Below are 23,024 nucleotides of genomic sequence, written 5' to 3'. Positions count from 1 at the left end.
GGATTTTACCTCTTTATAAAGGTCACACGTGATAGATATCAAACACCTTAGTAAATATTTTAACAACCAAAAAGTTTTAGACGACATCAGTTTACATGTAAACGCTGGCGAGATTTTTGCTATTGTCGGACACAGTGGCGCAGGCAAATCAACCTTGCTTCGTTGCATCAACGGATTGGAAAGCTACAGCGAGGGCAATTTAAGCGTTTTGGACAAAGAAGTTAAAACTTTGAGTGCAAGTGAACTGAATAGTTTGCGAAGCCACATCGGTATGATTTTTCAAAACTTTTCACTGCTCAATCAAAAAAATGTCTATGATAACATCGCCCTTCCGATGAGCGTCTGGGGATACGACAAAGATGCCATTCAAAAAAGGGTTGATGAGCTCTTAAGCCTCATCGGGCTTGAACATAAAAAATTTGCCTATCCCAAAGAGCTAAGCGGCGGTCAAAAACAGCGTGTAGCGATTGCAAGAGCGCTCACCCTAAACCCTAAAATACTCCTCAGCGATGAAGCCACATCGGCACTTGATCCCAATACCACCAAATCGATTTTGGAGCTTTTACAAGAGATCAATGCCAAACTGGGCGTTACGATCATCATCGTGACGCACGAAATGGATGTCGTTAAGAAAGTTGCTTCACGCGCATTGTTGCTGGAAGATGGCAAAGTGATCGGTCTTGGACGCATCGAAGAGCTGTTTTTAAAACCCGATGAAAAGATGATGAAATTTTTAGGCGAAGATGAAGAGCTTCCAAGCGAAGGGGCAAATATTCGACTGTTTTTCCCTAGCAATGTTTCGTATCAGCCCATTGTGACACAAATGGCAAGGGAACTTGATCTGAATTTTAACATCGTTTGGGGAAAGCTTGAAAAGCTGAACAACCATGTGGTTGGCTCGCTGGTCATCAACGTCGATGAACAAACGGCAAATGTGGTAACGCATTATTTGCAAACAAAAACTGAAGTGATTTGGGAGATTCTCTAAATGGAAGCACTTGTAACTTTTTTTGAAAAATCTTTAGCCATGAAAAGTGTTCTTATGGATGCGCTTTTAGAGACATTGACGATGAGTTTGGTTTCGACTTTTTTGGCGACATTGATCGGCTTTGTACTTGCCATTATTTTGATCACCACCGATAAAAATGGCATCGCACCGAATGCATACACCTATAAGTTTTTAGACGTCACGATCAATATGTTGCGCTCTTTCCCGTTTATCATCCTCATCATAGTGCTTTTTCCTGTGACCAAATTTTTGGTCGGGAAACACACGGGAACCTTCGCGATGATCGTTCCTTTGACGATCGGAACGGCGCCGTTTATCGCACGTATGATCGAGGGAGCTTTTAAAGAGGTTGACTCCAGTGTCGTGGAAGCGGCGAAGTCGTTTGGAACGAGCAAGTTTCAAATCATTTTTCGTGTGCTTTTGCCCGAAGCGTATCCCAGCATCATTTCAGCGATCACCCTTTCTCTCATCATCATTGTTGGCTTTTCAGCGATGGCAGGAACCGTTGGAGGTGGGGGTCTTGGGGCGGTTGCGATGAATTATGGTTATTACCGTTTTGATGGTATTTACATCTTTTGGACCGTCTTTATCTTGATCGTTTTGGTGCAGATTTTTCAGAGTATCGGGGATTTTCTCTATAAAATCATCAAACATTAAAAGAGCAATTCAGTCCTTTTTAATACGAATGACGTTACGATTTCAAAATTGTTTAGTAAATAAAGTGATTTACTAAACAATTAGTTATTTAAAGGAGCACACACATGTTTAAGGGTTTAGGGGTTATTTTAGTCAGCGCAGCTTTAGCATTCGTCGGATGCAGTGGCGATAAAAAAGCTGAGAACAAAGTAGCGGCAAAAGAAGATAAAAGTGCAAAAACGATCATCGTTGGAGCAACACCAGTTCCTCACTCTGAAATTCTTGAAGTGGTCAAACCACTTTTGGCAAAAGAGGGATATACGCTTGAAATTAAAGTCTTTAATGACTATGTGATTCCCAACAAAGTCACAGACAGCGGCGAGATCGATGCAAACTTTTTTCAACATACGCCCTATTTGAACGAGTTTAACAAAAGTCAAGGCACGAAATTGGTCAGTGTGGGCAATATTCACATCGAGCCGATCGGTGTTTATTCTAAAAAAATTAAAGCACTCTCAGAGCTTAAAGAGGGTGATAGCGTAGCGATTCCTAATGATCCAAGCAACGCAGGACGAGCACTCGATGTTTTAGCCAATGCGGGGTTGATCAAACTCAAAGATGCTGATCATAAAACTAAACTGGACATCGTTGAAAATCCAAAAAATCTTAAATTTACGGAACTTGAAGCGGCACAATTACCGCGTGTAATCGAAGATTTTACCATTGCGGTTATCAACACCAACTACGCGCTTCCAGCAGGACTTAATCCAAGTACGGACGCTTTAGCGTTAGAGTCTTCTAACTCTCCGTATGCGAATATCTTGGTTGTCAAAGCGGGCAATGAGAACAGCGACAAAACCAAAGCGTTACTCAAAGCGCTTCAATCGGATGAAGTGAAAAAGTTTATCGTTGAAAAATACAAAGGCGCTATCGTTCCTGCGTTTTAATCCTTCGTCTCAAAGTGTCTTAACATCGGCACTTTGAGGCTTCTTCTTTCAGATTTCCTAAGTATCTTTTTGCTATAATCCCGCCACATCAAACTTCATTTTTGTCCCCATAGCTCAGCAGGATAGAGCATCAAATTCCTAATTTGAAGGCCGTGCGTTCGAATCGCGCTGGGGACACCACCTTTTGATTCTTGATCTCTTCAAACGACTCGTTGAAACCCTTTCGAGCCAAACTAGAACACGGATACATCGCCAAACACACCAAGGAAAAGGGCATGAACACTTTACATGTAAACGAAAATTTTTTAACCAGACACCGCAAAAGCCTGAGTATTGTCGTGGCGTTGTTGGCGGTGTATATCGTATGGGGCAGTACTTATTTGGGGATTAAAATTGCCATTGAAACCTTTCCGCCGTTTTTGATGGCGGGTATTCGCTTTGTGATCGCGGGAGTGCTGTTGTATGGATTTGTTGCATACAAAGAGAAAAAGCGTCCACGACTGATCGAGTGGAGAGACACCACGATCATCGGCACGCTACTGCTTTTAGGTGGAAATGGGCTTGTGGTAATGGCTGAAAAAACGATTCCCTCTTCGATTGCCGCTATTGTGATCGCAACGGTTCCATTGTGGATGATTGCGATTGCTTGGTGCTTAAAGATTCAAACCAGACCCAACAGAAGCACGCTGATTGGAACATTCATCGGCTTTATCGGAGTGGTGATGTTGATGTTACCCTCAGAGCAAGCCGACCTTCACTTTGATACGTTTGGACTCGTGTTGACACTTTTGGCGGCGATTTTGTGGTCATTAGGTTCGATCTATTCTCAAAAAGCGATCTTACCGACTTCCGTGATGCTCTCGACCGCCATGCAGATGATCTCAGGCGGGCTCGTGCTCATCATCGTCGGCACACTCTTTGGCGAATGGCAGCAGTTTCATGCCGAAACACTCTCTTTACGTTCGTTATGGGCTTTTGCATATTTGGTTTTTATCGGCTCGTTGGTGGGCTACAGCGCCTATGTCTGGCTCTTAAAAAACGTCTCGCCTTATCTTGCCTCCACGTATGCTTTCGTCAATCCGATGGTTGCCCTGTTTTTGGGCTACTTCTTTGCAGATGAAGTGCTCTCTTTACGCTCACTTCTTGCGACAACGCTGATTATCGGTGCGGTTATTCTCATCACCTTGGCAAAAGCCAAACGAAAATCCAAGAAGCATTGACAACGGTTTTAGTTTATTTTTAGCGATTTTTGTTTCACGATGGGAGTATACTTTCACTATCCAATCTTTTAAGGAGACAACAATGGCATGCAAAAAACCTGCGGCTAAATCTGCGAGCGAAGAGACAAAAGTTGAGAAACCGGCTTCTTCTAAAACCTGCGGTACGAAAAAACCGTGCGCTAAAAAATAGTTTTTAGCCTCTTTTGCGATACGAAGGTTTGAAAAAAACTTCTCGTATCGCCTTTTAACGTATTACCGATCGGTAATAAAAACGTCTCCATTTCCTCTTTTTAACCAATGGTTACAGCTTCGTTACGGTTTGATTACCAAACGGTCATAATCTGAAAAAACGCTTAAAAATACGGTTGTGATGCTATTTTGCTTTTGCTAAACTCATCGTGCCTTTTCATAAAATTCAGCAGGAGAAAATAGATGAAATTAGCTAAACTTAGCTTGGCGGCAATCGTAGTTGCAGGACTTGCGTCCGGCTCATTTGCGGCGGATACCTTAGCCGACGCTTTTAAAAACGGTAAAGTGAGCGGCGAACTTCGCGCGTACTACTTCGATAGAGATACGGGCGATGCCAATACGGGTACGGCTAAAAAAGGAAACGCTTCCATTTTCAATACGGGCGTCGTTCTTGGTTACGTGAGTGACTCTTTGTACGGATTTAAATTCGGAGCGACGATGCAATCCAACTTTGCTCCGTTTGCCGACAAGGACGCTAAAAACTTATTTAAAGGTGACGAATACGGTTCAGGTGCCGTTCTTTCCGAAGCTTATTTACAATACACGATCGGTAAAACAACCGCAAAAATCGGTCGTCAATTTATCTCTACACCGTTGGTTGCCGGAAGCGGTTCTCGTATGATCAAACAATCGTTTGAAGGTGCGACGATCGTCAATACCGATCTTCCTCAAACCACCTTGGCTGCCGGATACGTCGACAAATACCAAAACCGTACCTTAACGCAAACCAGCTCATCTGAGACGGGCGTGCCTGAATTTGCGCAAGTCGGACAAAAGGGTGATGGTGCATACACGTTATTGGCGATCAACAAATCGATCCCCGGTTTAACGGTTACGGGACAATGGGCAGAAGTTACGGATGAAGAAGACGTCTATTATGCCGAACTTGCGTATGCGGGAAAAGCAGGCGATTTTGCGTACGGATTTTCAGGACAGTATGACGTGATCAACTTCGACAACGCGATGAGCAGGGAAGATTCAGGATTTTACGGTTTAAAAGCCAGCATCGGCTTTAGCGGTCTTAATACCTATGTGGCGTATACGAAAGTCGATAAAGACGGTAATGCCGATACGATCGCAACCAGCGGCAATGCGGGTGTGGGAAGCGGATCGGATATCATCTATACCGCTAACGTGATCGGTAGCGGTAATTACAGTGCGGATGCTAAAGCGTATGCGATCGATAGTAATTACGCGATTAATGCACAAGCTAAAATCGGTGCGCGTTACGTTAGGGTCGACCTTCCTCAAGCAGCGGGTGCTAAAAGTAAAGATTATAACACTTTAGATTTTTACGCCAGTTATGCTTTCGAGGGTGCACTCAAAGGCTTCGTGTTAGAAGCGCAGTATGAAGATCTTAGTGCCGATAGCGGTGCTAAAGATACCAACGAATTTCGATTTAAAGCCGCGTATAAATTTTAATCCGACGGTTTGAGAAGAGGCGGTTTCAAACCGCCTCTTTGTCTTACGTACGCCTCTTTTTGACAACGATACTTTCAAGACGTGATTAATCCTGACATGTAAAGCTTTTAGTAGCGATGAAAAGATAGCATACGCTAAAGGAGCAAACATGTCAAGCTACCATGATCAAACGGCCCACACGTACCGCTCGGTGCGCATGAAGTCGCATCGTATCGACTGGGACAATCCGCCAAAACCGTTTAAAAGCTACCCTGAGAGTTTCCCTCGTATTGCGCTGGATGCGAAAGTGTCTTCGCATCGTTTTTTGATGCTTATCGGCGGCATTACGGCGCAAAAAAGCTATCCGGGCGTCACGTATGCTTTGCGTACCAACCCGAGTGCCGGAGCTTTGTATCCGACGGAAACGTACGTACAAATTCGCACGGTCGAGGGATTGGAAGACGGAATCTACCATCTGAGTGCTTTGGAAAATGCGTTGGTACGTTTAGGCGATTTAAACGAGAACGAAGGCATCGAGACGTTCTTACATGTTAAAAAAGTGAGAGGCTTCGTCTTCTTGTTTTCGGCACTTTACTATCGCTCTTCTTGGAAGTATCAAACGCGTGCGTTTCGCTACTGCTTACTCGATACGGGGCATATAATAGGCACGACGGAAGCTTCGTGTTTGCTTTTCAAGCGCGATTATCGCGTCTGCTATACCTTGGATAGAGTCGGTTTAAACACGCTTTTTGCTTTTGAAAACGAAGAGTTTTTTCTCTCAGGTGCGATTGTCGGGGAAGAGGACGAAACGCGGAACTCTCAAACGTTAACCGTGCCTTTGAGTTCGGCAGACGAAACGGGACGGTTTGAATGCGATCCTCGTATCGAAGAGGCGTACCGGAGGACATGTACGCTTCAAGCGGAAGAAGAACAACGTGCTATGCCCGCGTTTGCGTTCGATCACAAACGTTGGGAACAAGCGATTTGGAAGCGTCGCTCCATTCGCGACTTTACGCAAAAGCCTCTTTCGAAAGAGCAATTTTTCGAAACGATACGTTTTGTAACGGAGCCGATTCCCAGCGATTGTGACGTGAGGGTCGATCTTTATGCGGTTATTAACCGCGTGAACGGCATGGAGCAGGGTATTTGGCGGGAAGGAAAATACGTGCAAAAAGGCGATTTTTCAAAGTATGCGGGCTATTTGTGCTTGGAGCAAGCCCTCGGCGAAGAGAGCGGCGTGACGTTTTTTATCGTAGGAGGAGATGCGCAAAACTACCAAGCAATGATGCAAAAAGCGGGTATCATCGGACATCGGTTGTACCTGATCGCTACGTATTTAGGGTTCGGGTGCAGCGGTATCGGTGCTTATTACGACGACGAAGTCAAGGCTTTTTTACAATGCGAAGGCATGATTCTCTATGCATTGAGTATAGGATATTAGAGCTGACATGTAAGGTTTTTTGCGATAGATTTTCGCTCTTTTGAACGCTTCTCAACACTCATTAATTCCTCATTTTTTTTCGTTAAGCTTCATCTATAAAAGTAAAAATTACATTCTAAACGTAACTTTTACTTAAGATTCATACGTTTTCGTATGGCTCAAATCGTTCAATTCAAGGAGCAGACAATGACAAAGAAGATGGACAGAAGATCGTTTTTAAAAGCAAGCGGTGCGGCGGCAGGCGCGATGGTCGCTACGGTGAACGCCGAAGCGATTCCCTTAGTCGGCGATTCGATTTTGCAAGACGGCGTTGATGGTGTGAGTGCTTCACACTTTGGTGCGGTAACGACCAAAGTGCGCAACGGTCGCTTTGAAAGTGTGGAAGCGTTTGCGGAAGATCGTTATCCGACGAGCTTAATTCAAGGACTTCCGGCACGTACCTATGCACAAGATCGAATTTTATATCCGTGCGTTCGCGAAGGGTATTTGAAAAACGGTTACAAAAGCGATAAAAGCAAACGCGGTTCAGACAAATATGTCCGTGTTTCATGGGAAAAAGCCTTTGATTTGATCGCCGACGAGCTCAAACGCGTCTATAAAAGTTACGGACCGGATGCGGTGTACGGCGGAAGTTACGGTTGGTTTTGCGTCGGAAGTCTCAACAATCCTCAAGCGCTTTTAGGCAGAATGCTCGGTGTTGCCGGCGGTTACACGTCTCGTACCTTGACCTACTCGACCCATGCGATTCGTGCGATTACCCCTTACGTTACGGGCGGTGACGAGTCGAGCAATCAACAAACCGCGTATCCAAATCTGATTGCCAACTCCGAATGCATCGTCTTTTGGAGCAGTGATCCGATCAATACCAATCAAATCGCGTGGGGTGTGCCCGATCATCAATCCTACGACTATATGAAACAACTCAAAGCCGAAGCGAAAAAGCGCGGTATCAAGTTCTACTGCATCGATCCGGTTTATAACAACACCGCGGTCTATTTTGGAGCAGAGCACATTAAAGTGCGCCCAACGACCGACGTTGCGATGATGCTCGGTATGGCGCATTATCTGTACAGTGAAAACCTTTATGCCAAAGAGTTTGTGGAAAAATACACCAGCGGTTTTGCGGAGTTTAAAGCTTATCTTTTGGGTGAAGGTGAGGATAAAACTCCTAAAACACCTGAATGGGCGGCTAAAATTTGTGGTGTGGAAGCCAGCGTGCTTAAAATGCTAGCCAAAGAGTTTGCCTCTAAACGTACGATGCTCATGGGCGGATGGGGATTCCAAAGAGCGCACCATGGGGAGCAACCGCACTGGATGCTGATTACGCTTGCGAGTATGATCGGTCAGATCGGACTTCCCGGCGGAGGATTCGGATGTGCGTATCACTACTCAGACGGCGGTGTTCCGGCTCCTGCGGCGGCGACGGGCAATCCTTTAAGCGATGTCAAAATGGGCAACGGTAGCCAAGGCACTGCGGCAAGTGCCGATGCGCCTGCCGCATCTCCCGGACTTACGGGCATTAGCGTCAACTCCAAAGTGGACGGTCCTTGGAAACAACGTAAAATTCCCGTGATTCCTGTTTCACGCATTGTGGAATGTCTGGAAAATCCCGGCCGTGAGATCTTGTTTGACGGTAAAAAACTGACCTATCCCGATTTGAAAATGGCGTATTGGGCGGGCGGCAATCCGTTCCATCACCACCAAGACCGTAACCGTATGATCAAAGCGTGGCAAAAATTTGAGACCTTTGTCGTCAACGAGTGCTTCTGGACGGCAACGGCGCGTATGGCAGACATCGTGCTTCCCGCAACCACGGAGCAAGAGCGTAACGACATCACCAAATCACACACTAACAGCTACATTTTTGCCATGAAAAAAGCGGTTGAACCCGCGGGCGAAGCGATGGACGATTTTGATATTTTCGTGAACATTCTCAGACGTTTTAGTGCCGCTGAGGTGTTGGCGTTTACCGAGGGTAAAAGTAAGATGGAGTGGATCAAATCCTTCTACGAAGAGTCCTTCAACAAAGCGAAAAAATCGGGTGTCGCGATGCCTACGTTTGAAGCATTTTGGGAAAAAGGATTTGTGAAGTTTGAAACACCCGAAGCGGCTAAAAATTTCATCAAGTACAAAACTTTTAGGGACAATCCCGTAACCCATCGTTTGGGAACGCCATCAGGTAAAATCGAGATTTTCTCGAAAAAAATTGCGGGATTCGGGTATCAAGAGTGCAAAGGACATCCGACGTGGTTTGAGCCGATGGAGTGGCTCGGCAGTTCTACGGCAAAAGAGTTCCCGCTCAATCTGGTCTCTCCGCACCCCAAATACCGTCTTCACTCACAGCTCAATAACACATGGCTTCGTGATCTTGAAGAGGTTCAAGGCAGAGAGCCTATCTGGATGCACCCTAAAGATGCCGCTAAACGAGGCATTCAAAACGGCGACGTCGTACGCATTTTTAACAAACGTGGACAAGTGCTTGGGGGCGCAGTGGTAACCGAAGCGGTCATGGAAGGCGTTGTGAGAATGCAAGAGGGCGGCTGGTACGATCCTAAAGAGCCCGGCAAAATCGGCTCTTTATGCGTACACGGCGACGTCAACGTGTTGATCGCCGATATTCCGACCTCCGAACTTGCCCAAGGCAATCAAGCCACGGCACTTGTGGAGATTGAAAAATTTAAAGGGGAGTTACCTGCCATCGGCATCTTTAAAGCCCCGAGCATTAAAGGAGCGTAGAAAATGTTCGTCAAAACGATAACGTTGACCCTATGCCTCGCCTCGTTTCTTTTCGGGGCGGGCGGGTCGTTTTTACGCCAAAACAGTCCGCTCTTTGCTTCTAGCGACGCCAAAGAGGCGTTGGGCGAGTTGATCGTCTCTTCCGAAGTCAAAGAGCTTTCCAAAAGCGGCGAGTACACCGAAGTCGAATTTATCGGCTATCAGCCTAAAGACAGTGCCGTCGTGTATGAAAAAGCGGGAGTGCTGATTGTGGGCTTAGAGGTCGCCAACGCCGGTGCGCTCAAAGTTATCGGCGAAAAAACGGACGAGTACGGTACGGTTTGGCTCAACGTCTCGATGAAAGGTTTTGTCGCTAGCAGTGCTTTGGGCAAAGACAAAGGGAGCATTTTGCAAGCGGGAAAAGAGCTTTTCGGTGCCAAATGCGGTACATGTCACGCTTTGCATGCCGAAAGCGAGTTTGATGCTAACGTGTGGCCGAGTATTTTAGATGCGATGGGCGAACAAGCCGCGCTTTCCAAAGACGAAAAATATTCGATTATGAAGTACCTGCAAAACTATAAGTAACACGCACTTCCTTCGCTCTTCGGGGCGGAGGAGGCTCATAGCATCCAAAGATAAACTTGGCTAGAATCATTACATGTAAGCTCATTTCAAAAGATCACTGATGGAACTTTGGTTGGAAAAACTCAAATCTTTGAAGCTTTTGTATGTCGAAGACGAAGAGGGGATTCGAAAGCCCATGGCCAATACCTTGGCGTATTACCTCAAAGAGGTTCTTGAGGCGCGTGATGGCGAAGAGGCACTCGACATCTACTACGAGCAACGCCCCGACATTATTTTAACCGATCTTCGAATGCCCCGAAAAGACGGGCTCGATATGGTCAAAGAGATACGTAAAAACGACAAGAAAACCCCCATTTTAATGATTACCGCGCATACCGATAAAGAGTATCTACTCAGCGCAATCGAGCTGAAGATTGAGAAATACCTGATTAAACCCATCGCGCTCAACGAACTTTTAAGCGGTTTGAGACTTTGCGTCAGCGAGATCGAATCGGGACGTTCGTTGTTTCTCGAATGCAAAAACTGTAAATTCGATTTTAAAAACAGACGGATTTTACACGAAGGAGGCAAAGAGACCGAACTGACGCACAAGGAGTCCGATTTTTTGGAGCTTTTATTGCGTAAAAAGGGGATGATCGTCAGTTACGAAGAGATCGAACTCAACGTCTGGAAAGAGGAGTTTATGAGTATCGCCGCCCTTCGGACGTTGGTCAAGTCTTTGCGAAAAAAACTTCCGAACAGTTCGATTAAAAACCATTCGCAAACGGGGTACAGCTTTGAGGTATAAGTTTGCTTGGCTACTTCTTTTTACCCTTCATTGCGGCATTTTTGCGGCACAAGAAGAGCCTTACGTTGAAGATACGAGCGAGCGTCACGCCTTACATGTAAGAGATCCGCGTTCGCATATCAAGGTCTTTTTACCCTCGATGCCGTATAACTACGTTTCGCGTTTGGTGAACGAGGGCTTGGTGCGCTTGGCGGAAAACGATCAAGGATGGGAGTACGCTTTAGCGACCAAGAGCACCAAACTATCGCCGCTTTTGTACGAATTTGAACTGCGCAGGGGTGTTCGTTTTCAAGACGGTACGCCTTTTAACGCCGACTCGGTCATGCACAATTTTCACTACTTTCTGAAACAACCGTTTAACTACACCAACATTCATCGTTCTCTTAAAAGCATCGAAAAAATTTCCGACTATACGATTCGTTTGCATCTGTCTCAACCTTACGGTATGCTTTACCGCGATCTTGCACGGATTTACATCTATTCCGAAGCGTACTTAAAGACGTTCGGTTGGAAAGGTGCGGAAACGGGTGCGAATATCAAAGCATCGGGGCCTTACGGTTTGGGACCGTACATTTTAACCGAGGGAATGATTACGGGGCGCAAACAAACGCCCAAAGCGACTCTCAAAGCCAATCCTTATTATTGGGAAAAACAGTATCCTTGCATCGAAACCATTACGTTTTATACGGAACTCTCAACCGCCGAAGCGTTGCGTTTAGCTTTATATGAAGACGGCGGGCTTGATTTTATGCAAATTCCTTTCAATAAAAAGATCGAAACGATGCTCTCTCCCTATGCCAAATTGGTTTCCATGCCCTCAACGCATAATTTTACGATCTATTTTAATTTAGCCAAAACCGCTTCGCCCGTAGCGCGTAAAGAGGTGCGCCAAGCACTCAATTGCGCGCTCAATCAGCAAAGTTTACTCGACTTTACCTATAAAAAAGAGGGTAGGCTCAACCCCGCCGCGTTCAAAGACGGAGCATGTCCTTTGGACGAGGCAATGATAGAACGTACGCTCAAAGGGCTGGAGCTAAACGTCGCCACGCAAGACTCGTTGCTTTTTTTATGGAAAGGCATCGAATATCAGCTCTCAACGTACGGCGTGAAACTCCGTTACCGCATTACGACGAGCGAAAAAGAGATTTACGATTTGGCGCAAAAAAATCATCATGAGACGCAAGAGTGGGATATTTTGATTCAAAATACCCAAGATTGGTACGGCAGATATCCGTGGCCGGTGTTTATTCGCTATCAAGAGAACAATCCGTGGAGTTTCGTACGACACGACGCTTTGATGAAAAGTTCTATCGAAACGTTTTTCGGACTGGAACAAGACGATGCGTTGTTTCACACGTTAGTTCAAAAGATTCAAGATCGCGCGCGAGAGGAGGCGTATATGTTGTTTGTCCCGATTCCCAATGCCGTTTTTGCTATGAACAAAGAACTGGTATTTGAGCCGCTCGGCATCGGAATGCAGCCGTTTTGGAAAGCGAAAATTACCGATCGGCATTGGTCGGTAAGAGGCGATAAAGCGTATCCGGAAGAACTTCAAAAACCTGTGATTCCCAAGCGGTTCCCATGAAAAAAATCCCTATCAAATACAAACTTTTACTGCTCTTTAGTTTCTCGTTTATCGGTATGCTGATTTTGGCGGAACGAACGTTTAGCCTCTCGAAAGAGAATATCCGTAATGCGACGACGATTTTCGAGAATTCTCAAAGCACGTTGCATTTGCAGGAAAACTACATCGAGCCGACCAACGCTTTGCGCGAAATGAGCCTCTCGTTGGTGATGTCGCCCAATGAGGATTACCGAAAAAATATCGAGGCGGACATTATCGACCGGCGTGCGCGCTTGGAAGAGAATTTCGCAAAGTTAGATCCCCAAACCTACAGCGCATGGAAAGCGTATTCAAACAGCGTTCAAAAGACGTGCGGTTATCTGGAAGCGCGTTTTGAGGAGGCGGCATTTGTCCATGTCACTTCCATCGAGCGGGAAAACTATACGGCGCTTTTAAATCGCCTTAAGTCTCTTCAGCACGATGCGATTATGCAAACCAAACACAATTTTTCGGATATTCAAACCGGCGCGCGTGCGCTGAAGTACGAATTGGTCGTTTTAGTGCTTCTGCTCTCGGCATTGGTGTTCGTAGCGGGCTATTTACTCTCCAGCCATATCGTCTCTTCGATTTTGAAATTGCAAGAGGGACTCAAAGAGTTTTTCGGTTATTTGCAAACCAAAACGACGCAACCCAAACCCATTGAGCTTCACAGTCGCGACGAACTTGAAGATATGGCAAAACTGCTCAATCAAAGCATCTCCAAAGCTTCGGCAACGATTACCCAAGATACACTCTTTATCGAAGACGCGATTAGCGTGGTCAACGATCTTAAGCTCGGCAAACTCTCTTCGCGCCTTCATTCGACGGCACAAGCGCAAGAGTTGCGCCTGCTTAAAGATGTGATCAACGCGATGATCGACAATTTAGAGTCGAAAATTAACGAAGAGATTCTCAAACGTACGGAACAGGAGAAACTTCTGATTCAACAAAGCAAACTTGCAAGTATGGGCGAGATGATCGGCAATATCGCACATCAATGGCGACAACCTTTGGGTGAGCTCAGCGCGCTTTTGATCAACCTTCAAGTCAAACACGAGTTTCACGATTTGGATGAGGGGTATTTGCTTGAGAGCATTCAGCGGTGTATGAAAATCAATGCGTTTATGTCGGGCACGATCAGCGATTTTCAAAATTTCTTTAAACCTTCGAAGGAAAAAGAGGTGTTTGAAATCAGCGAAGCGTGCGAACGCGCCATCGCTATTTTGCAAGCATCTTTACGTTATCACGGGATCGAATTTTCGTTCGATATTTCCGAAAAGATGGAGGTTCTCGGTTATCCCAACGAATTTGCGCAAGCGCTTTTAAACATTCTCTCCAACGCCAAAGACGTCTTAAGCGAGCGAGAGATTAGCAATCCGTTTATTCGCCTTTACCTCAAAAAAGGGTATAAATATATTTTGATCGTCATCGAAGATAACGGCGGCGGTATCGCTAAGGAGCATATGGAGCGTATTTTCGAGCCTTATTTCACGACCAAGTATGCAAAACAGGGAACGGGCATCGGACTTTATATGACCAAGATGATCATCGAAAATAATATGGGCGGCATTATTACGGTCAAAAACACCGAATCGGGAGCCCTGTTCACGATCAAATTACCCAGCGTTCCCGAAGCGGAAGTAGCGGCTTACATGTAAGAAGGTTTCTTACATGTAAGGATTTTTTAGGGGCGTGCGTTTTTCTCTTCGATCATCGTATCTAGCGTCGTAAAGAGCGTTTTACTCTCTTTCTCGACCTCTTTAAAAAAGTCGATGATTTGCTTTTTCTCATCTAACAAATTCGATTGCGTCGAACGAATCAGGCCGCTAATGGCAAGAACGTGTTGATGGAAGCTTTGATGCGGTGCGTAGAGAGCTTTAAAGCTTGGCGTATCTCCGAAAATCTTCTCGCCGTCTTGATGATACCATTCGCCCAAACTGCACGTCTCGTGGTTTTGAAACGAAGCGTTTGCGTCGTTGACGTAAACGGCACTGTAGGCATTGGCTTTGAAAATCGCATGGTTCATTTTTGCAAGCGTGATGAAGATCGTTTGTTGAATCGTATTGATATTGGTCGACGTCGTATTGGAGTGTTCGATCAGACTGTTAAACGTGAGACTGAGTTGATCGAGCGTTTTGGTGGAAGCGTCGGCATTTTCTTTCATCGATTCGGCGTTGCTCTCGAGTCCCGCCGTTTCTTGTTGGAGCATTTTAATCGAAACGGAAATTTCCGCGGTTGCCTTTTGCGTCGTTTCGGCCAATTTTCGTACTTCATCGGCGACAACCGCAAACCCTCGTCCGTGTTCGCCCGCACGCGCGGCTTCGATGGCGGCATTGAGGGCTAAAAGATTGGTTTTATCGGCGATGTCGTTAATCATATCGACGACGTTGCTGATGTCGCGCGTTCGTTGCGCTAAAATACCGATACTTTGCTCGTTTTGGTTGACAAATTCGATCAAAGCGGTAATCTTTTCGATCGTATCGCGTAAGTTTTGGTAGCTTCCTTTGGTCTCGTCGGCGTAGATTTCACCGTCTTTGGCGATCTCTTTGAGGCGTTCGACGATGGTCGTGAGGTTAGCTTGGACGGTAGAGAAGTCGTTGGAACCGCTGCTAATCTGCGCCAATTCCGCATTCAACGTGTTGCGAGCGATAAATTCGTGGGTCTGTTGCATCGCGTGAACGGCTTGGTTGATCATTTGTACTTGATCTTTGAATTCGCCGTGCATGCCTTTTTGGAGGATTTTACGGCTGAAGTCCTCTTTAGAAGCCGCTAAAATCGTCGCTTTGATCTCTTTAGTGACCAATTCGAAGTTATCCAAAAGCGTGTTCATATTGGAACAGAGTTGCTTAAGCTCTCCGCCATCGTCGACGTTGACGATACGACCGTGAAGTTCTCCGCACGCACTGTCGTGAATAATGCCGGCTAAAGAGTGAATCGTATTGCGGACTTTATGGATATTGACGAACATAAACCAACCTAAAGCAAAATTGCTGAGGTTTAGGATTTGAATCCAGTGAAAACCGTTAAAATAGACCTCCAAACAAAACGCGATAAAAAAAATAGCCAACGAAATAACGTTGGCATTCTGGACACGCGCCAGTGAAGACGATCTATTCGTAGGAGAGGATAAATTCTGCATAAGAAACCTTTAATTTCGCAAGAGTATTGTCAAGAAGTGCTAAAGAGCTTTGCATACCGCCGCTTTTTTCCGCTTCGAGCATTTGACGGTAAAGCGGTTCGATTACGCTAAGGCCTTTAGGATTTGGACATCGTCTGACGGAGTGGTAGCCGATAATTTTGGCACTTCTCGTATCGACGATCGGCGTAATGTAGGCGTGAACCCAATAAAATTGCCCCGATTTGGTACGGTTTTTGACGTACGCAAAGATTTCGTCGCCGGCTTGGACTTTGTCCCATAGAAGTTTAAAGATGGCACGAGGCATATCGGGATGGCGTAAAATATTGTGGGGTGCACCGATCATCTCTTTTTCGGTGTAGCCGCACATTTCGATGCAAAGATCGTTAACGTACGTAATTTTACCTTTAAGGTCGGTCTTGGAAACGACAAACTGATCTTCGCCGAAGAAGAGCTCGTTCCCCTTTTGCGTAATAGCCACGGAATATCTCCTTATAGTAACTTCGTTGTCTTTATCCTAAAGTGCTTAGTATAACAAAAAAATAGTATATTTTAGTCGAATGTGTGACATTTTATACGTTTTACACGATGGATAATGCAATATCCAATCCGTACGAGAACATACCGTCCAAATCGTTTACGAAAGCCCGCGTCAAGCTTTTGAAACGCCTTGAAAATAAAACGCTCGAGACGACGTTAGAAAAAGCTTATTTATCGGTTTGAAACGTGAAAATCGCCCCTAAACTTCGATCGCTTTTGTTTAAAATGACGTTGGCTTGCCATATCATATTCCCGACCGCACATGTGGGTAAAAGACCGCTGCCTTCGTATACGCCCTTAGCCGTCGGTTTTAAGACGAACGTATGAAATCCCATGTTCATATTGGTGGCGAAAATTTTCAGTTCGATCGAAGAGAGTTCATGCGGCGTCGTGACCTTAAAATGAAGCGGTTGCATGAGCGGAATGGATTTGGGATCGATCTCAAACGAAAGCGGCGTATCGTCTTTAAGGTTCAATTCACAGCGTTTTTGATGCAAATCGCACGGAAGCGAAAGCGTCGCAAACTGCGTATCGCCGACCCACCAACGGTATAGGTCGCTCGAATCGATTAAAAAGTACGCCGCAATCAAGACAACGACGATACATTCGACTAAAAAATATTTAATGATTTTTGAACTATTCATGAAAAGCCTTTTTTTGACGTGTTAATATAACACGACTTTGTTAAAATTGAGTAAATGTGAAGTGACAGCTACTTTAAAGTTTGGTGTCGATAGAATGGAGAAATAAGCTCATTATGAGGGTTCAGACGTCCATGGTGTCACTTAGCGTAGACGGAAAACGGATCGAAGTCCGCGAAAACACGTTACTCATCGAAGCGTTACTTTCTCAGGGGATTTCTATTCCCCATTTTTGTTATCATCCCGCATTAGGAAAAGACGGTAATTGCCGTATGTGTATGGTCGAGATCGAAGGGCAAAAGCGTCCGCAAATCGCCTGCGATACTTTGGTCAAAGAGGGTATGGTCGTTCGCACGAAAGGCGAAAAGATCGATCGCGTTAAACGCTCGATTTTGGAGATGGAGCTCATCAACCATCCGATCGACTGCCCGATTTGCGACCAAGCCGGAGAGTGCTCTTTGCAAAATTACTACATGGACGTCGGACTTTACGAGAGCCGTCTTAGCACCCCCAAAGTGCGCGGGAAAAAGCATGTCGATTTGGGTTCGAACGTCGTACTCGACCAAGAGCGATGCGTGTTGTGTACGAGGTGCGTACGCTTTACCGAGAAGATTACGAAAACGCACGAACTAGGCGTTCTTTCTCGCGGCGATACGTCGGTCATCGACACGTTTCCGGGCGAAAAGCTGAGCAATCCTTATGCGATGAACGTGGTCGATTTGTGTCCGGTGGGAGCACTTACCAGCAAAGATTTTCGTTTTGCCAAACGCGTGTGGTTTTTGCAAAGCGAAAAAGCGATCTGCAACGCTTGCGCGCGAGGGTGTTCGATTTTCGTCGATCACCATAAAGAAAAGTACCGAAGCGAAAAAATTTACCGTTATCGACCGCGTTTTAACGATGCGATCAACGGTTATTTCATCTGCGATGCGGGACGATTGAGTTATGCTCAAGAGAACGCTCTTTTCGATGCACAGGCGATGATTCGGGGGAAAGTCAGCGAATACGACTACGCCGAGGGAAAATGGCTTCGTTTGGTAAAACGCTATTTAGGCAAAACCCTCTTTGTTCTCTCCTCATCGCTTTGCTTGGAAGAGCTCGTACGCCTTCAAAAACTTGCCAAGCTTTACACTATTAAACTAAGCGCGTATGAGCCTGACCGCTTTGATGAATGTTTTGGAGACACGTTTTTAAAATGTTCGGATCGCTCCGCTAACGCACGGGCGTTGCCTTTGTTGGGGATCGACGACACGAAAGAGGGATTCCAAAACGCTTTACAAGATGCCGAACTAATCGTCTTAATCGGCCGTCACGACGTGGCTTTGACGTTTGATGCGCCTTGCCGTAAAAGCGTGGTCGTGTTGGACGCCGGAGGCATGACATGTGAAGCCGTAGAGCTGATGTTGCCCGTCGCGTCGCACACGCAAAAAGAGGGAACGTACGTCAACATCGACGGCTACGTGCAGTACAGCGCGTGTATGATCGCAAACGACAAAGGGCGTAAAACGCTTTTGGAACTTTTAGGCACGGTGCTAGGAGACGGCATTACGCGCGCGCAAGAGGTTTGGGAAGAAGAGATCGTCTGTTTGGAGCCGTTTAAAGATCTCTCGTTTGCTCTGCTTCCCTCGACGCCGAGGATTGTCTTATGAGCGGGCTTGCGATCGGTATCGTCGTTTTGAACGTGGTATTGGCTTTGCTCTTTTCGCTTGGAGCCGCACCGATTTTGGTTTGGATCGAGCGTCGGGTCGCCGGATTGATTCAAGACCGCTTAGGGCCTAATCGTTGCCATATCGCGGGGATTCGTTTGGGCGGTTTGGTGCAGTCGTTGGCGGATATGCTCAAGCTTTTTTTTAAAGAAGATTTTAGAGCCAACGCGATTCGCGAAAAATTCCTCTTCTCTTTAGCTCCCGTGATCGTCTTCGTTTCGGCGTTTTTGAGCTTTATGGTTATGCCTTTTGCGGACGACGTGTATGTTGAGGGCGAGCGTTTTATCATGCAAGGCTTGCCGATCGATACGGGCATTTTGTGGTTTTTAGCATTGGCGGGTTTGAGCGTGTACGGTATTATGATCGGCGGATGGGCAAGCCGTAACAAATACGCGCTTTTAGGCGCGATGCGCTCGGGTGCTCAGGTCATCAGCTACGAAGCAGCGATGGGACTTTCGTTGATTTCGGTGCTTTTGTGTTATCCTTCGGTTCAGCTAGGCGATATCGTCCGTGCGCAAGGCGAGCTTTTGGGCGGCATTTTGCCCGCTTGGGGCATTTTTCTCCAGCCTTTGGCGGCATTGATTTTTATCGTGACCGCTTTTGCCGAAGCCAACCGAACGCCTTTTGACTTAGTCGAGGGCGAAAGCGAAATCGTCGGCGGGTTTCATACCGAGTACGGTGCGATGCGTTTTGGACTCTTTTTCGTCGGCGAATACGTTGCGATGAGCGCATCGAGTGCGTTGATCGTCACGCTTTTTTTCGGCGGATTTCAACTGCCTTATCTCAATACCCAAACCTTACATGTCACGATGCCTCTCATCTTAGGCGCGATAGTGATCGTCGTACCTTTGGGAAGTTTTTATGGTATTCGTTGGATACGCAAACATAACCGTTGGGCACTGCCAAACGACTGCCGAAACCGCGAAAGTGCATGGCTTAGCAACATTATTATCGGATTGAACGGCGTTTTAGCGGCGGGTATCGGTTATGTTTGGATCGTCGGATTGTCGTCTTTCTCGACGCAGATGTTAACGGCATTGTTGCAAGTCGTGACCTTTGCGCTTAAACTCTTGGCGATGAATTTCGTTTTCGTATGGGTGCGTTGGACGTTGCCGCGTTTTCGTTACGATCAACTGCAAATGTTAGGCTGGAAAGTGTTGATGCCCTTAGCCCTTGCCAATATTATCGTGACCGCGAGCGTCATCGTGTTGAGGGGGGCGTAAATGGGTGTTAAAATCGTTCCGCGTCACGGGAAAACGCTACGGGAAAAACTTTACCTTCCCGCCATTTTCGGCGGTATGAAAACGACCTTGCGCCATTTTACCGTCAATTTAGGCGATACGCCGCAGATTAAAACTTTTAGTTATCCCGAAGAACAACCTCACGACATCGGTGAGCGTTACCGAGGCGTGCATCGTTTAACCAAGCGTGAAGACGGTAGCGTGCGATGCGTTGCTTGCTTTATGTGTGCAACGGCATGTCCGGCGGAGTGTATTTTTATCGAAGCGCAAGAGCGCGAAGACGGCGTGGATGAAAAGATGCCCAAACGCTTCGACATCGATCTTTTAGAGTGCGTCTTTTGTGGAGCGTGCGTTGAAGCGTGCCCGTGCGACGCGATTCGCATGGACAGCGGTATTTTTAGTTTTATCGGGAAAAAACGCGAAGATTTTATCCAGACGAAAGAGCAACTCTTAGCCCGTGAAGCCAAGGAAAACGCATGAACGACTTTTTGTTTATATTTCTCTCTTTTTTTGCCCTGCTCGGTGCTTTCGGGATGATCGTATTGCATCAGCCCGTCCACAGCGCATTGAGCTTGATCGTGACGCTTTTGGCACTTGCGGGACTTTTTGCGCTTTTGAACGCTTCGTTTTTGTTTGCGGTGCAAATTATCGTTTATGCCGGAGCGATTTTGACGCTTTTTATTTTTATTATCATGTTTTTAAACGTTAAAGAGTCCAATTTGCCCAAAGAACCCAATAAAACGCTTTACCTCTTTCTCGGCGGTATCGTTTTGATCCCGCTCAATCTTCTCGTCTTGCGCGCATTTTATGCGATGCCGCTTTTAAGAGAGCCTTTGGCGGAAGATTTCGGCGAGATCAAACCTTTGGGTGCGGAGTTGTTTACGAAATGGCTGTTGCCTTTTGAGCTGATTTCATTGTTGCTTTTGGTCGCCCTTATCGGTGCGGTCGTTTTTGCGCGAAAGGATGAGGTATGATCGTCTCGTCGCTTTTTTCGTACGTGCTGGTGGCGATGCTGCTGTTTTCAATCGGGCTTTTGGGCGTGATCGCGCGCAAAAATATTTTCGTAATCTACATGTCGATTGAATTGATGTTCAACGCGATCAACCTTCTTTTCGTCGCTTTGGCTCAATACCGCCATTCTTACGACGGTCAAATTTTTGCCGTCTTGATTATTGCGACGGCGGCGGCGGAAGCAGCGGTTTTTTTGGCGTTGATCGTTGTTCTGTTTAGGCGAAAGCAATCTTTAGATGCCGACGCGTTTCGTGCGTTGTCTCAAAAGGAGGCGGCATGAGCATCGTGTTGGCTTGGATCGTCTTGCTTCCGCTGTGTTCGTTTGTACTGCTAGGAGCGATGTACCTTTTTTCGATCACGCAAAGGCGTATTGAGCAACGCTACTTTACCTTCGTCGCACTGTTTTCTCCTGCGGTCGTGTTTGTTTTGGGTTTAGCGGCACTGCGTGAGCTGATGCTCCGCGGACACGCGTTGCATTATCGTGCCTACGTTTGGTTACATGTAGGGGATTATCGCATCGATATGGGATTTTTAGGCGATAAATTGTCGTTGTTTATGGTCTTTTTTATCACGCTCGTGAGCGGCTTGATTCATCTTTACGCAACGTCATATATGAACAAAGACGAGGGTTACGGCAAATTTTTCGCCTATTTTCATCTCTTTACGGCGTGTATGCTTTTGTTGGTTTTGGCCGATGGCCCTTTGATGCTCTTTATCGGCTGGGAAGGGGTGGGGCTTTGTTCGTACCTCTTGATTGGCTTTTATTATCAAAACAATGCCAACGTCGTTGCCGGCAATAAAGCGTTTATCGTCAATCGCGTCGGTGATTTAGGCTTTTTAATCGGTTTGGCGATGCTCTTTTTTTACGGGCAGTCTCATGATTTTAGCTACGAAACGCTTGCCTTGCATATCGGTGCGGTGCCGTCTGAGATTTTAACGGGAATTGCCGTGGCTCTTTTTGTCGGTGCGATGGGAAAATCGGCGCAAATTCCTTTGTACGTCTGGCTTCCGGATGCTATGGCGGGACCCACGCCCGTTTCGGCGTTGATTCATGCCGCAACGATGGTTACCGCAGGCGTTTATATGGTTGCACGGTTTCATTTTCTCTACGATTTGGTGCCGCATGTGGGTATTTTTATCGCGTATATCGGTGCGTTAAGCGCGTTTTTTGCCGCACTAATCGCCACGAAACAAAGCGATATTAAGAAGATTTTGGCGTATTCGACGATGTCGCAGTTAGGCTACATGTTCGTCTCCGTTGGACTTGGAGCATACGATAGCGCGCTTTTTCACGTCTTTACGCATGCTTTTTTTAAAGCACTTTTGTTTATGGGAGCCGGAGCGGTGATCGTCGCGTTGCATCACGAACAAGACATCTTCAAAATGGGCGAAATGCGCCGCGTCATGCCCGTTACCTACGCAACGATGCTGATAGCGACCTTGGCGATTAGCGGTATTCCGCCGTTTGCGGGATTTTTCAGCAAAGACGAAATTTTGTCGGTTGCGTTTGGAAGCGGTCACTACGAACTGTGGTTGATCGGTACGGTGACGGCGGTATTGAGTTCGTATTATATGTTTCGACTCTTCTTCGTCGTTTTTGAAGGAACGCACGCGTCGCATTCTGAGGTACATGACGTCGATTGGGTAATGAAAGCACCCTTAATCGTTTTAGCGGTGGGGGCGACGTTTGCGGGATTTTTAGGATTGCCCGAACTCTTCGGCGGCAAGCATCTCATCGGCGAATGGTTAGCCTCATGGAGGCGCGAGGCATTTCATCTTTCGCACGTTGTCGAGGAAATACTAATCGCACTGAACGTCGTTGCCGCTCTTTTAGGCATAGCAATTGCCTATCGAAAATTTCGTTTTTACGATAGACGCGTCGCATACAAACCCGAAGGAATCGTATACCGCAAATTTTACGTGGACGAGCTCTACGACGTACTGTTCGTGCAGTCGATTCAACGCTTGAGCCGTTTTATCGCCGAGACAATGGACAAAAAGCTTGTCGATCGCGTCGTAATGGGAATGAGTCGAGGATTTGTCGCGGCGGGAACTCGAATCGCTTGGGTTCAAAATGCCTCCGTTCGGTTGTATGCGTTTATTATGATTGCGGGTATCGGAGCGGCTTCGTGTTATTTACTTGCGGTATTGAGGTAGCG

Annotated in this window: 21 protein-coding genes and 1 tRNA gene; 19 read left to right on the top strand and 3 right to left on the bottom strand. The window is 46.4% G+C overall.

The window, feature by feature from the left end:
* Window positions 1-28 precede the first annotated feature (28 nt).
* The 12 genes from UCH003_RS11705 (at window position 29) to UCH003_RS11650 (ending at window position 14,251) form a co-directional block, all read left to right on the top strand.
* Window positions 29-988, top strand: a complete 960-nt coding sequence (locus UCH003_RS11705) for a methionine ABC transporter ATP-binding protein (RefSeq protein ID WP_060826646.1) — start codon at window positions 29-31, stop codon at window positions 986-988.
* On the top strand, window positions 989-1,666 hold the full coding sequence (locus UCH003_RS11700) for a methionine ABC transporter permease (RefSeq protein ID WP_173636965.1): 678 nt from the start codon (window positions 989-991) through the stop codon (window positions 1,664-1,666).
* A gap of 104 nt (window positions 1,667-1,770) precedes the next feature.
* Window positions 1,771-2,592, top strand: a complete 822-nt coding sequence (locus UCH003_RS11695) for a MetQ/NlpA family ABC transporter substrate-binding protein (protein ID WP_060826645.1) — start codon at window positions 1,771-1,773, stop codon at window positions 2,590-2,592.
* 103 nt (window positions 2,593-2,695) lie between these two features.
* Window positions 2,696-2,772 (top strand) — tRNA-Arg (locus tag UCH003_RS11690).
* Between the two features lie 32 nt (window positions 2,773-2,804).
* Entirely contained in the window at window positions 2,805-3,812 is a 1,008-nt protein-coding gene (gene yedA, locus UCH003_RS11685; RefSeq protein ID WP_144441013.1) for a drug/metabolite exporter YedA, read from the top strand.
* A 432-nt stretch (window positions 3,813-4,244) separates the two neighbouring features.
* Window positions 4,245-5,483, top strand: coding sequence for an OprD family outer membrane porin (locus UCH003_RS11680; protein WP_060826643.1), 1,239 nt, complete (start codon window positions 4,245-4,247; stop codon window positions 5,481-5,483).
* Between the two features lie 148 nt (window positions 5,484-5,631).
* A complete protein-coding gene (locus tag UCH003_RS11675) occupies window positions 5,632-6,903 on the top strand; it encodes a nitroreductase family protein (RefSeq protein ID WP_060826642.1) in 1,272 nt (423 codons plus the stop codon).
* 186 nt (window positions 6,904-7,089) lie between these two features.
* A complete protein-coding gene (gene torA, locus UCH003_RS11670) occupies window positions 7,090-9,639 on the top strand; it encodes a trimethylamine-N-oxide reductase TorA (RefSeq protein WP_082709198.1) in 2,550 nt (849 codons plus the stop codon).
* Between the two features lie 3 nt (window positions 9,640-9,642).
* The gene (locus UCH003_RS11665; protein ID WP_060826641.1) at window positions 9,643-10,203 is read left to right on the top strand and encodes a hypothetical protein; all 561 of its coding nucleotides are present in this window, start codon (window positions 9,643-9,645) and stop codon (window positions 10,201-10,203) included.
* A 100-nt stretch (window positions 10,204-10,303) separates the two neighbouring features.
* A complete protein-coding gene (locus UCH003_RS11660) occupies window positions 10,304-10,990 on the top strand; it encodes a response regulator transcription factor (RefSeq protein WP_060826640.1) in 687 nt (228 codons plus the stop codon).
* A complete protein-coding gene (locus tag UCH003_RS11655; protein WP_060826639.1) occupies window positions 10,980-12,575 on the top strand; it encodes an ABC transporter substrate-binding protein in 1,596 nt (531 codons plus the stop codon). Before UCH003_RS11660 ends, UCH003_RS11655 begins: the two co-directional genes overlap by 11 nt.
* On the top strand, window positions 12,572-14,251 hold the full coding sequence (locus tag UCH003_RS11650; RefSeq protein WP_060826638.1) for a sensor histidine kinase: 1,680 nt from the start codon (window positions 12,572-12,574) through the stop codon (window positions 14,249-14,251). The genes UCH003_RS11655 and UCH003_RS11650 overlap by 4 nt, the downstream gene beginning before the upstream one ends.
* Before the next feature lie 26 nt (window positions 14,252-14,277).
* On the opposite strand, the gene UCH003_RS11645 is transcribed toward UCH003_RS11650, so the two are convergent.
* The gene (locus tag UCH003_RS11645) at window positions 14,278-15,732 is read right to left on the bottom strand and encodes a methyl-accepting chemotaxis protein (protein ID WP_060826637.1); all 1,455 of its coding nucleotides are present in this window, start codon (window positions 15,730-15,732) and stop codon (window positions 14,278-14,280) included.
* On the bottom strand, window positions 15,704-16,210 hold the full coding sequence (locus UCH003_RS11640) for a PAS domain-containing protein (RefSeq protein WP_060826636.1): 507 nt from the start codon (window positions 16,208-16,210) through the stop codon (window positions 15,704-15,706). Before UCH003_RS11640 ends, UCH003_RS11645 begins: the two co-directional genes overlap by 29 nt.
* A 107-nt stretch (window positions 16,211-16,317) precedes the next feature.
* Here UCH003_RS11640 and UCH003_RS13965 point away from each other — a divergent pair, with 107 nt between their 5' ends.
* A complete protein-coding gene (locus UCH003_RS13965; protein ID WP_280936889.1) occupies window positions 16,318-16,452 on the top strand; it encodes a hypothetical protein in 135 nt (44 codons plus the stop codon).
* On the opposite strand, the gene UCH003_RS11635 is transcribed toward UCH003_RS13965, so the two are convergent.
* Window positions 16,437-16,913 (bottom strand): hypothetical protein, encoded by a 477-nt coding sequence (locus tag UCH003_RS11635; RefSeq protein WP_060826635.1) that lies wholly within the window; start codon window positions 16,911-16,913, stop codon window positions 16,437-16,439. The two genes, UCH003_RS13965 and UCH003_RS11635, sit on opposite strands and share 16 nt — an antisense overlap.
* A 131-nt stretch (window positions 16,914-17,044) precedes the next feature.
* On the opposite strand from UCH003_RS11635, the gene UCH003_RS11630 reads away from it, so the two are divergent.
* From UCH003_RS11630 to nuoL, 6 genes are read left to right on the top strand one after another with little or no spacing between them, the layout of a single operon-like run.
* Window positions 17,045-18,556, top strand: coding sequence for a 2Fe-2S iron-sulfur cluster-binding protein (locus tag UCH003_RS11630; RefSeq protein ID WP_060826634.1), 1,512 nt, complete (start codon window positions 17,045-17,047; stop codon window positions 18,554-18,556).
* Entirely contained in the window at window positions 18,553-19,836 is a 1,284-nt protein-coding gene (locus UCH003_RS11625; protein ID WP_060826633.1) for a complex I subunit 1/NuoH family protein, read from the top strand. The genes UCH003_RS11630 and UCH003_RS11625 overlap by 4 nt, the downstream gene beginning before the upstream one ends.
* Complete coding sequence (locus tag UCH003_RS11620; protein WP_039672144.1) at window positions 19,837-20,334, top strand: NuoI/complex I 23 kDa subunit family protein; 498 nt, start codon at window positions 19,837-19,839, stop codon at window positions 20,332-20,334.
* Window positions 20,331-20,828 (top strand): NADH-quinone oxidoreductase subunit J family protein, encoded by a 498-nt coding sequence (locus tag UCH003_RS11615; protein WP_041962899.1) that lies wholly within the window; start codon window positions 20,331-20,333, stop codon window positions 20,826-20,828. Before UCH003_RS11620 ends, UCH003_RS11615 begins: the two co-directional genes overlap by 4 nt.
* Entirely contained in the window at window positions 20,825-21,145 is a 321-nt protein-coding gene (gene nuoK / locus UCH003_RS11610) for an NADH-quinone oxidoreductase subunit NuoK (RefSeq protein ID WP_039672146.1), read from the top strand. The genes UCH003_RS11615 and nuoK overlap by 4 nt, the downstream gene beginning before the upstream one ends.
* On the top strand, window positions 21,142-23,022 hold the full coding sequence (gene nuoL, locus UCH003_RS11605; protein ID WP_060826632.1) for an NADH-quinone oxidoreductase subunit L: 1,881 nt from the start codon (window positions 21,142-21,144) through the stop codon (window positions 23,020-23,022). Before nuoK ends, nuoL begins: the two co-directional genes overlap by 4 nt.
* The last annotated feature ends 2 nt before the right edge of the window (window positions 23,023-23,024 follow it).

It is taken from the genome of Sulfurospirillum cavolei (assembly GCF_001548055.1).
Classification (GTDB): domain Bacteria; phylum Campylobacterota; class Campylobacteria; order Campylobacterales; family Sulfurospirillaceae; genus Sulfurospirillum.
This window is presented reverse-complemented; position numbering and strand designations above follow the sequence as displayed.

Excerpts from the sequence above, each read along its gene's own strand:
- UCH003_RS11700 (WP_173636965.1), top strand. The coding sequence starts at position 989 with ATGGAAGCACTTGTAACTTTTTTTGAAAAATCTTTAGCCATGAAAAGT.
- UCH003_RS11695 (WP_060826645.1), top strand. The coding sequence starts at position 1,771 with ATGTTTAAGGGTTTAGGGGTTATTTTAGTCAGCGCAGCTTTAGCATTC.
- UCH003_RS11680 (WP_060826643.1), top strand. The coding sequence starts at position 4,245 with ATGAAATTAGCTAAACTTAGCTTGGCGGCAATCGTAGTTGCAGGACTT.
- UCH003_RS11675 (WP_060826642.1), top strand. The coding sequence starts at position 5,632 with ATGTCAAGCTACCATGATCAAACGGCCCACACGTACCGCTCGGTGCGC.
- torA (WP_082709198.1), top strand. The coding sequence starts at position 7,090 with ATGACAAAGAAGATGGACAGAAGATCGTTTTTAAAAGCAAGCGGTGCG.
- UCH003_RS11665 (WP_060826641.1), top strand. The coding sequence starts at position 9,643 with ATGTTCGTCAAAACGATAACGTTGACCCTATGCCTCGCCTCGTTTCTT.
- UCH003_RS11660 (WP_060826640.1), top strand. The coding sequence starts at position 10,304 with ATGGAACTTTGGTTGGAAAAACTCAAATCTTTGAAGCTTTTGTATGTC.
- UCH003_RS11650 (WP_060826638.1), top strand. The coding sequence starts at position 12,572 with ATGAAAAAAATCCCTATCAAATACAAACTTTTACTGCTCTTTAGTTTC.
- UCH003_RS11645 (WP_060826637.1), bottom strand. The coding sequence starts at position 15,732 with ATGCAGAATTTATCCTCTCCTACGAATAGATCGTCTTCACTGGCGCGT.
- UCH003_RS13965 (WP_280936889.1), top strand. The coding sequence starts at position 16,318 with ATGGATAATGCAATATCCAATCCGTACGAGAACATACCGTCCAAATCG.
- UCH003_RS11635 (WP_060826635.1), bottom strand. The coding sequence starts at position 16,913 with ATGAATAGTTCAAAAATCATTAAATATTTTTTAGTCGAATGTATCGTC.
- UCH003_RS11630 (WP_060826634.1), top strand. The coding sequence starts at position 17,045 with ATGGTGTCACTTAGCGTAGACGGAAAACGGATCGAAGTCCGCGAAAAC.
- UCH003_RS11625 (WP_060826633.1), top strand. The coding sequence starts at position 18,553 with ATGAGCGGGCTTGCGATCGGTATCGTCGTTTTGAACGTGGTATTGGCT.
- UCH003_RS11620 (WP_039672144.1), top strand. The coding sequence starts at position 19,837 with ATGGGTGTTAAAATCGTTCCGCGTCACGGGAAAACGCTACGGGAAAAA.
- UCH003_RS11615 (WP_041962899.1), top strand. The coding sequence starts at position 20,331 with ATGAACGACTTTTTGTTTATATTTCTCTCTTTTTTTGCCCTGCTCGGT.
- nuoK (WP_039672146.1), top strand. The coding sequence starts at position 20,825 with ATGATCGTCTCGTCGCTTTTTTCGTACGTGCTGGTGGCGATGCTGCTG.
- nuoL (WP_060826632.1), top strand. The coding sequence starts at position 21,142 with ATGAGCATCGTGTTGGCTTGGATCGTCTTGCTTCCGCTGTGTTCGTTT.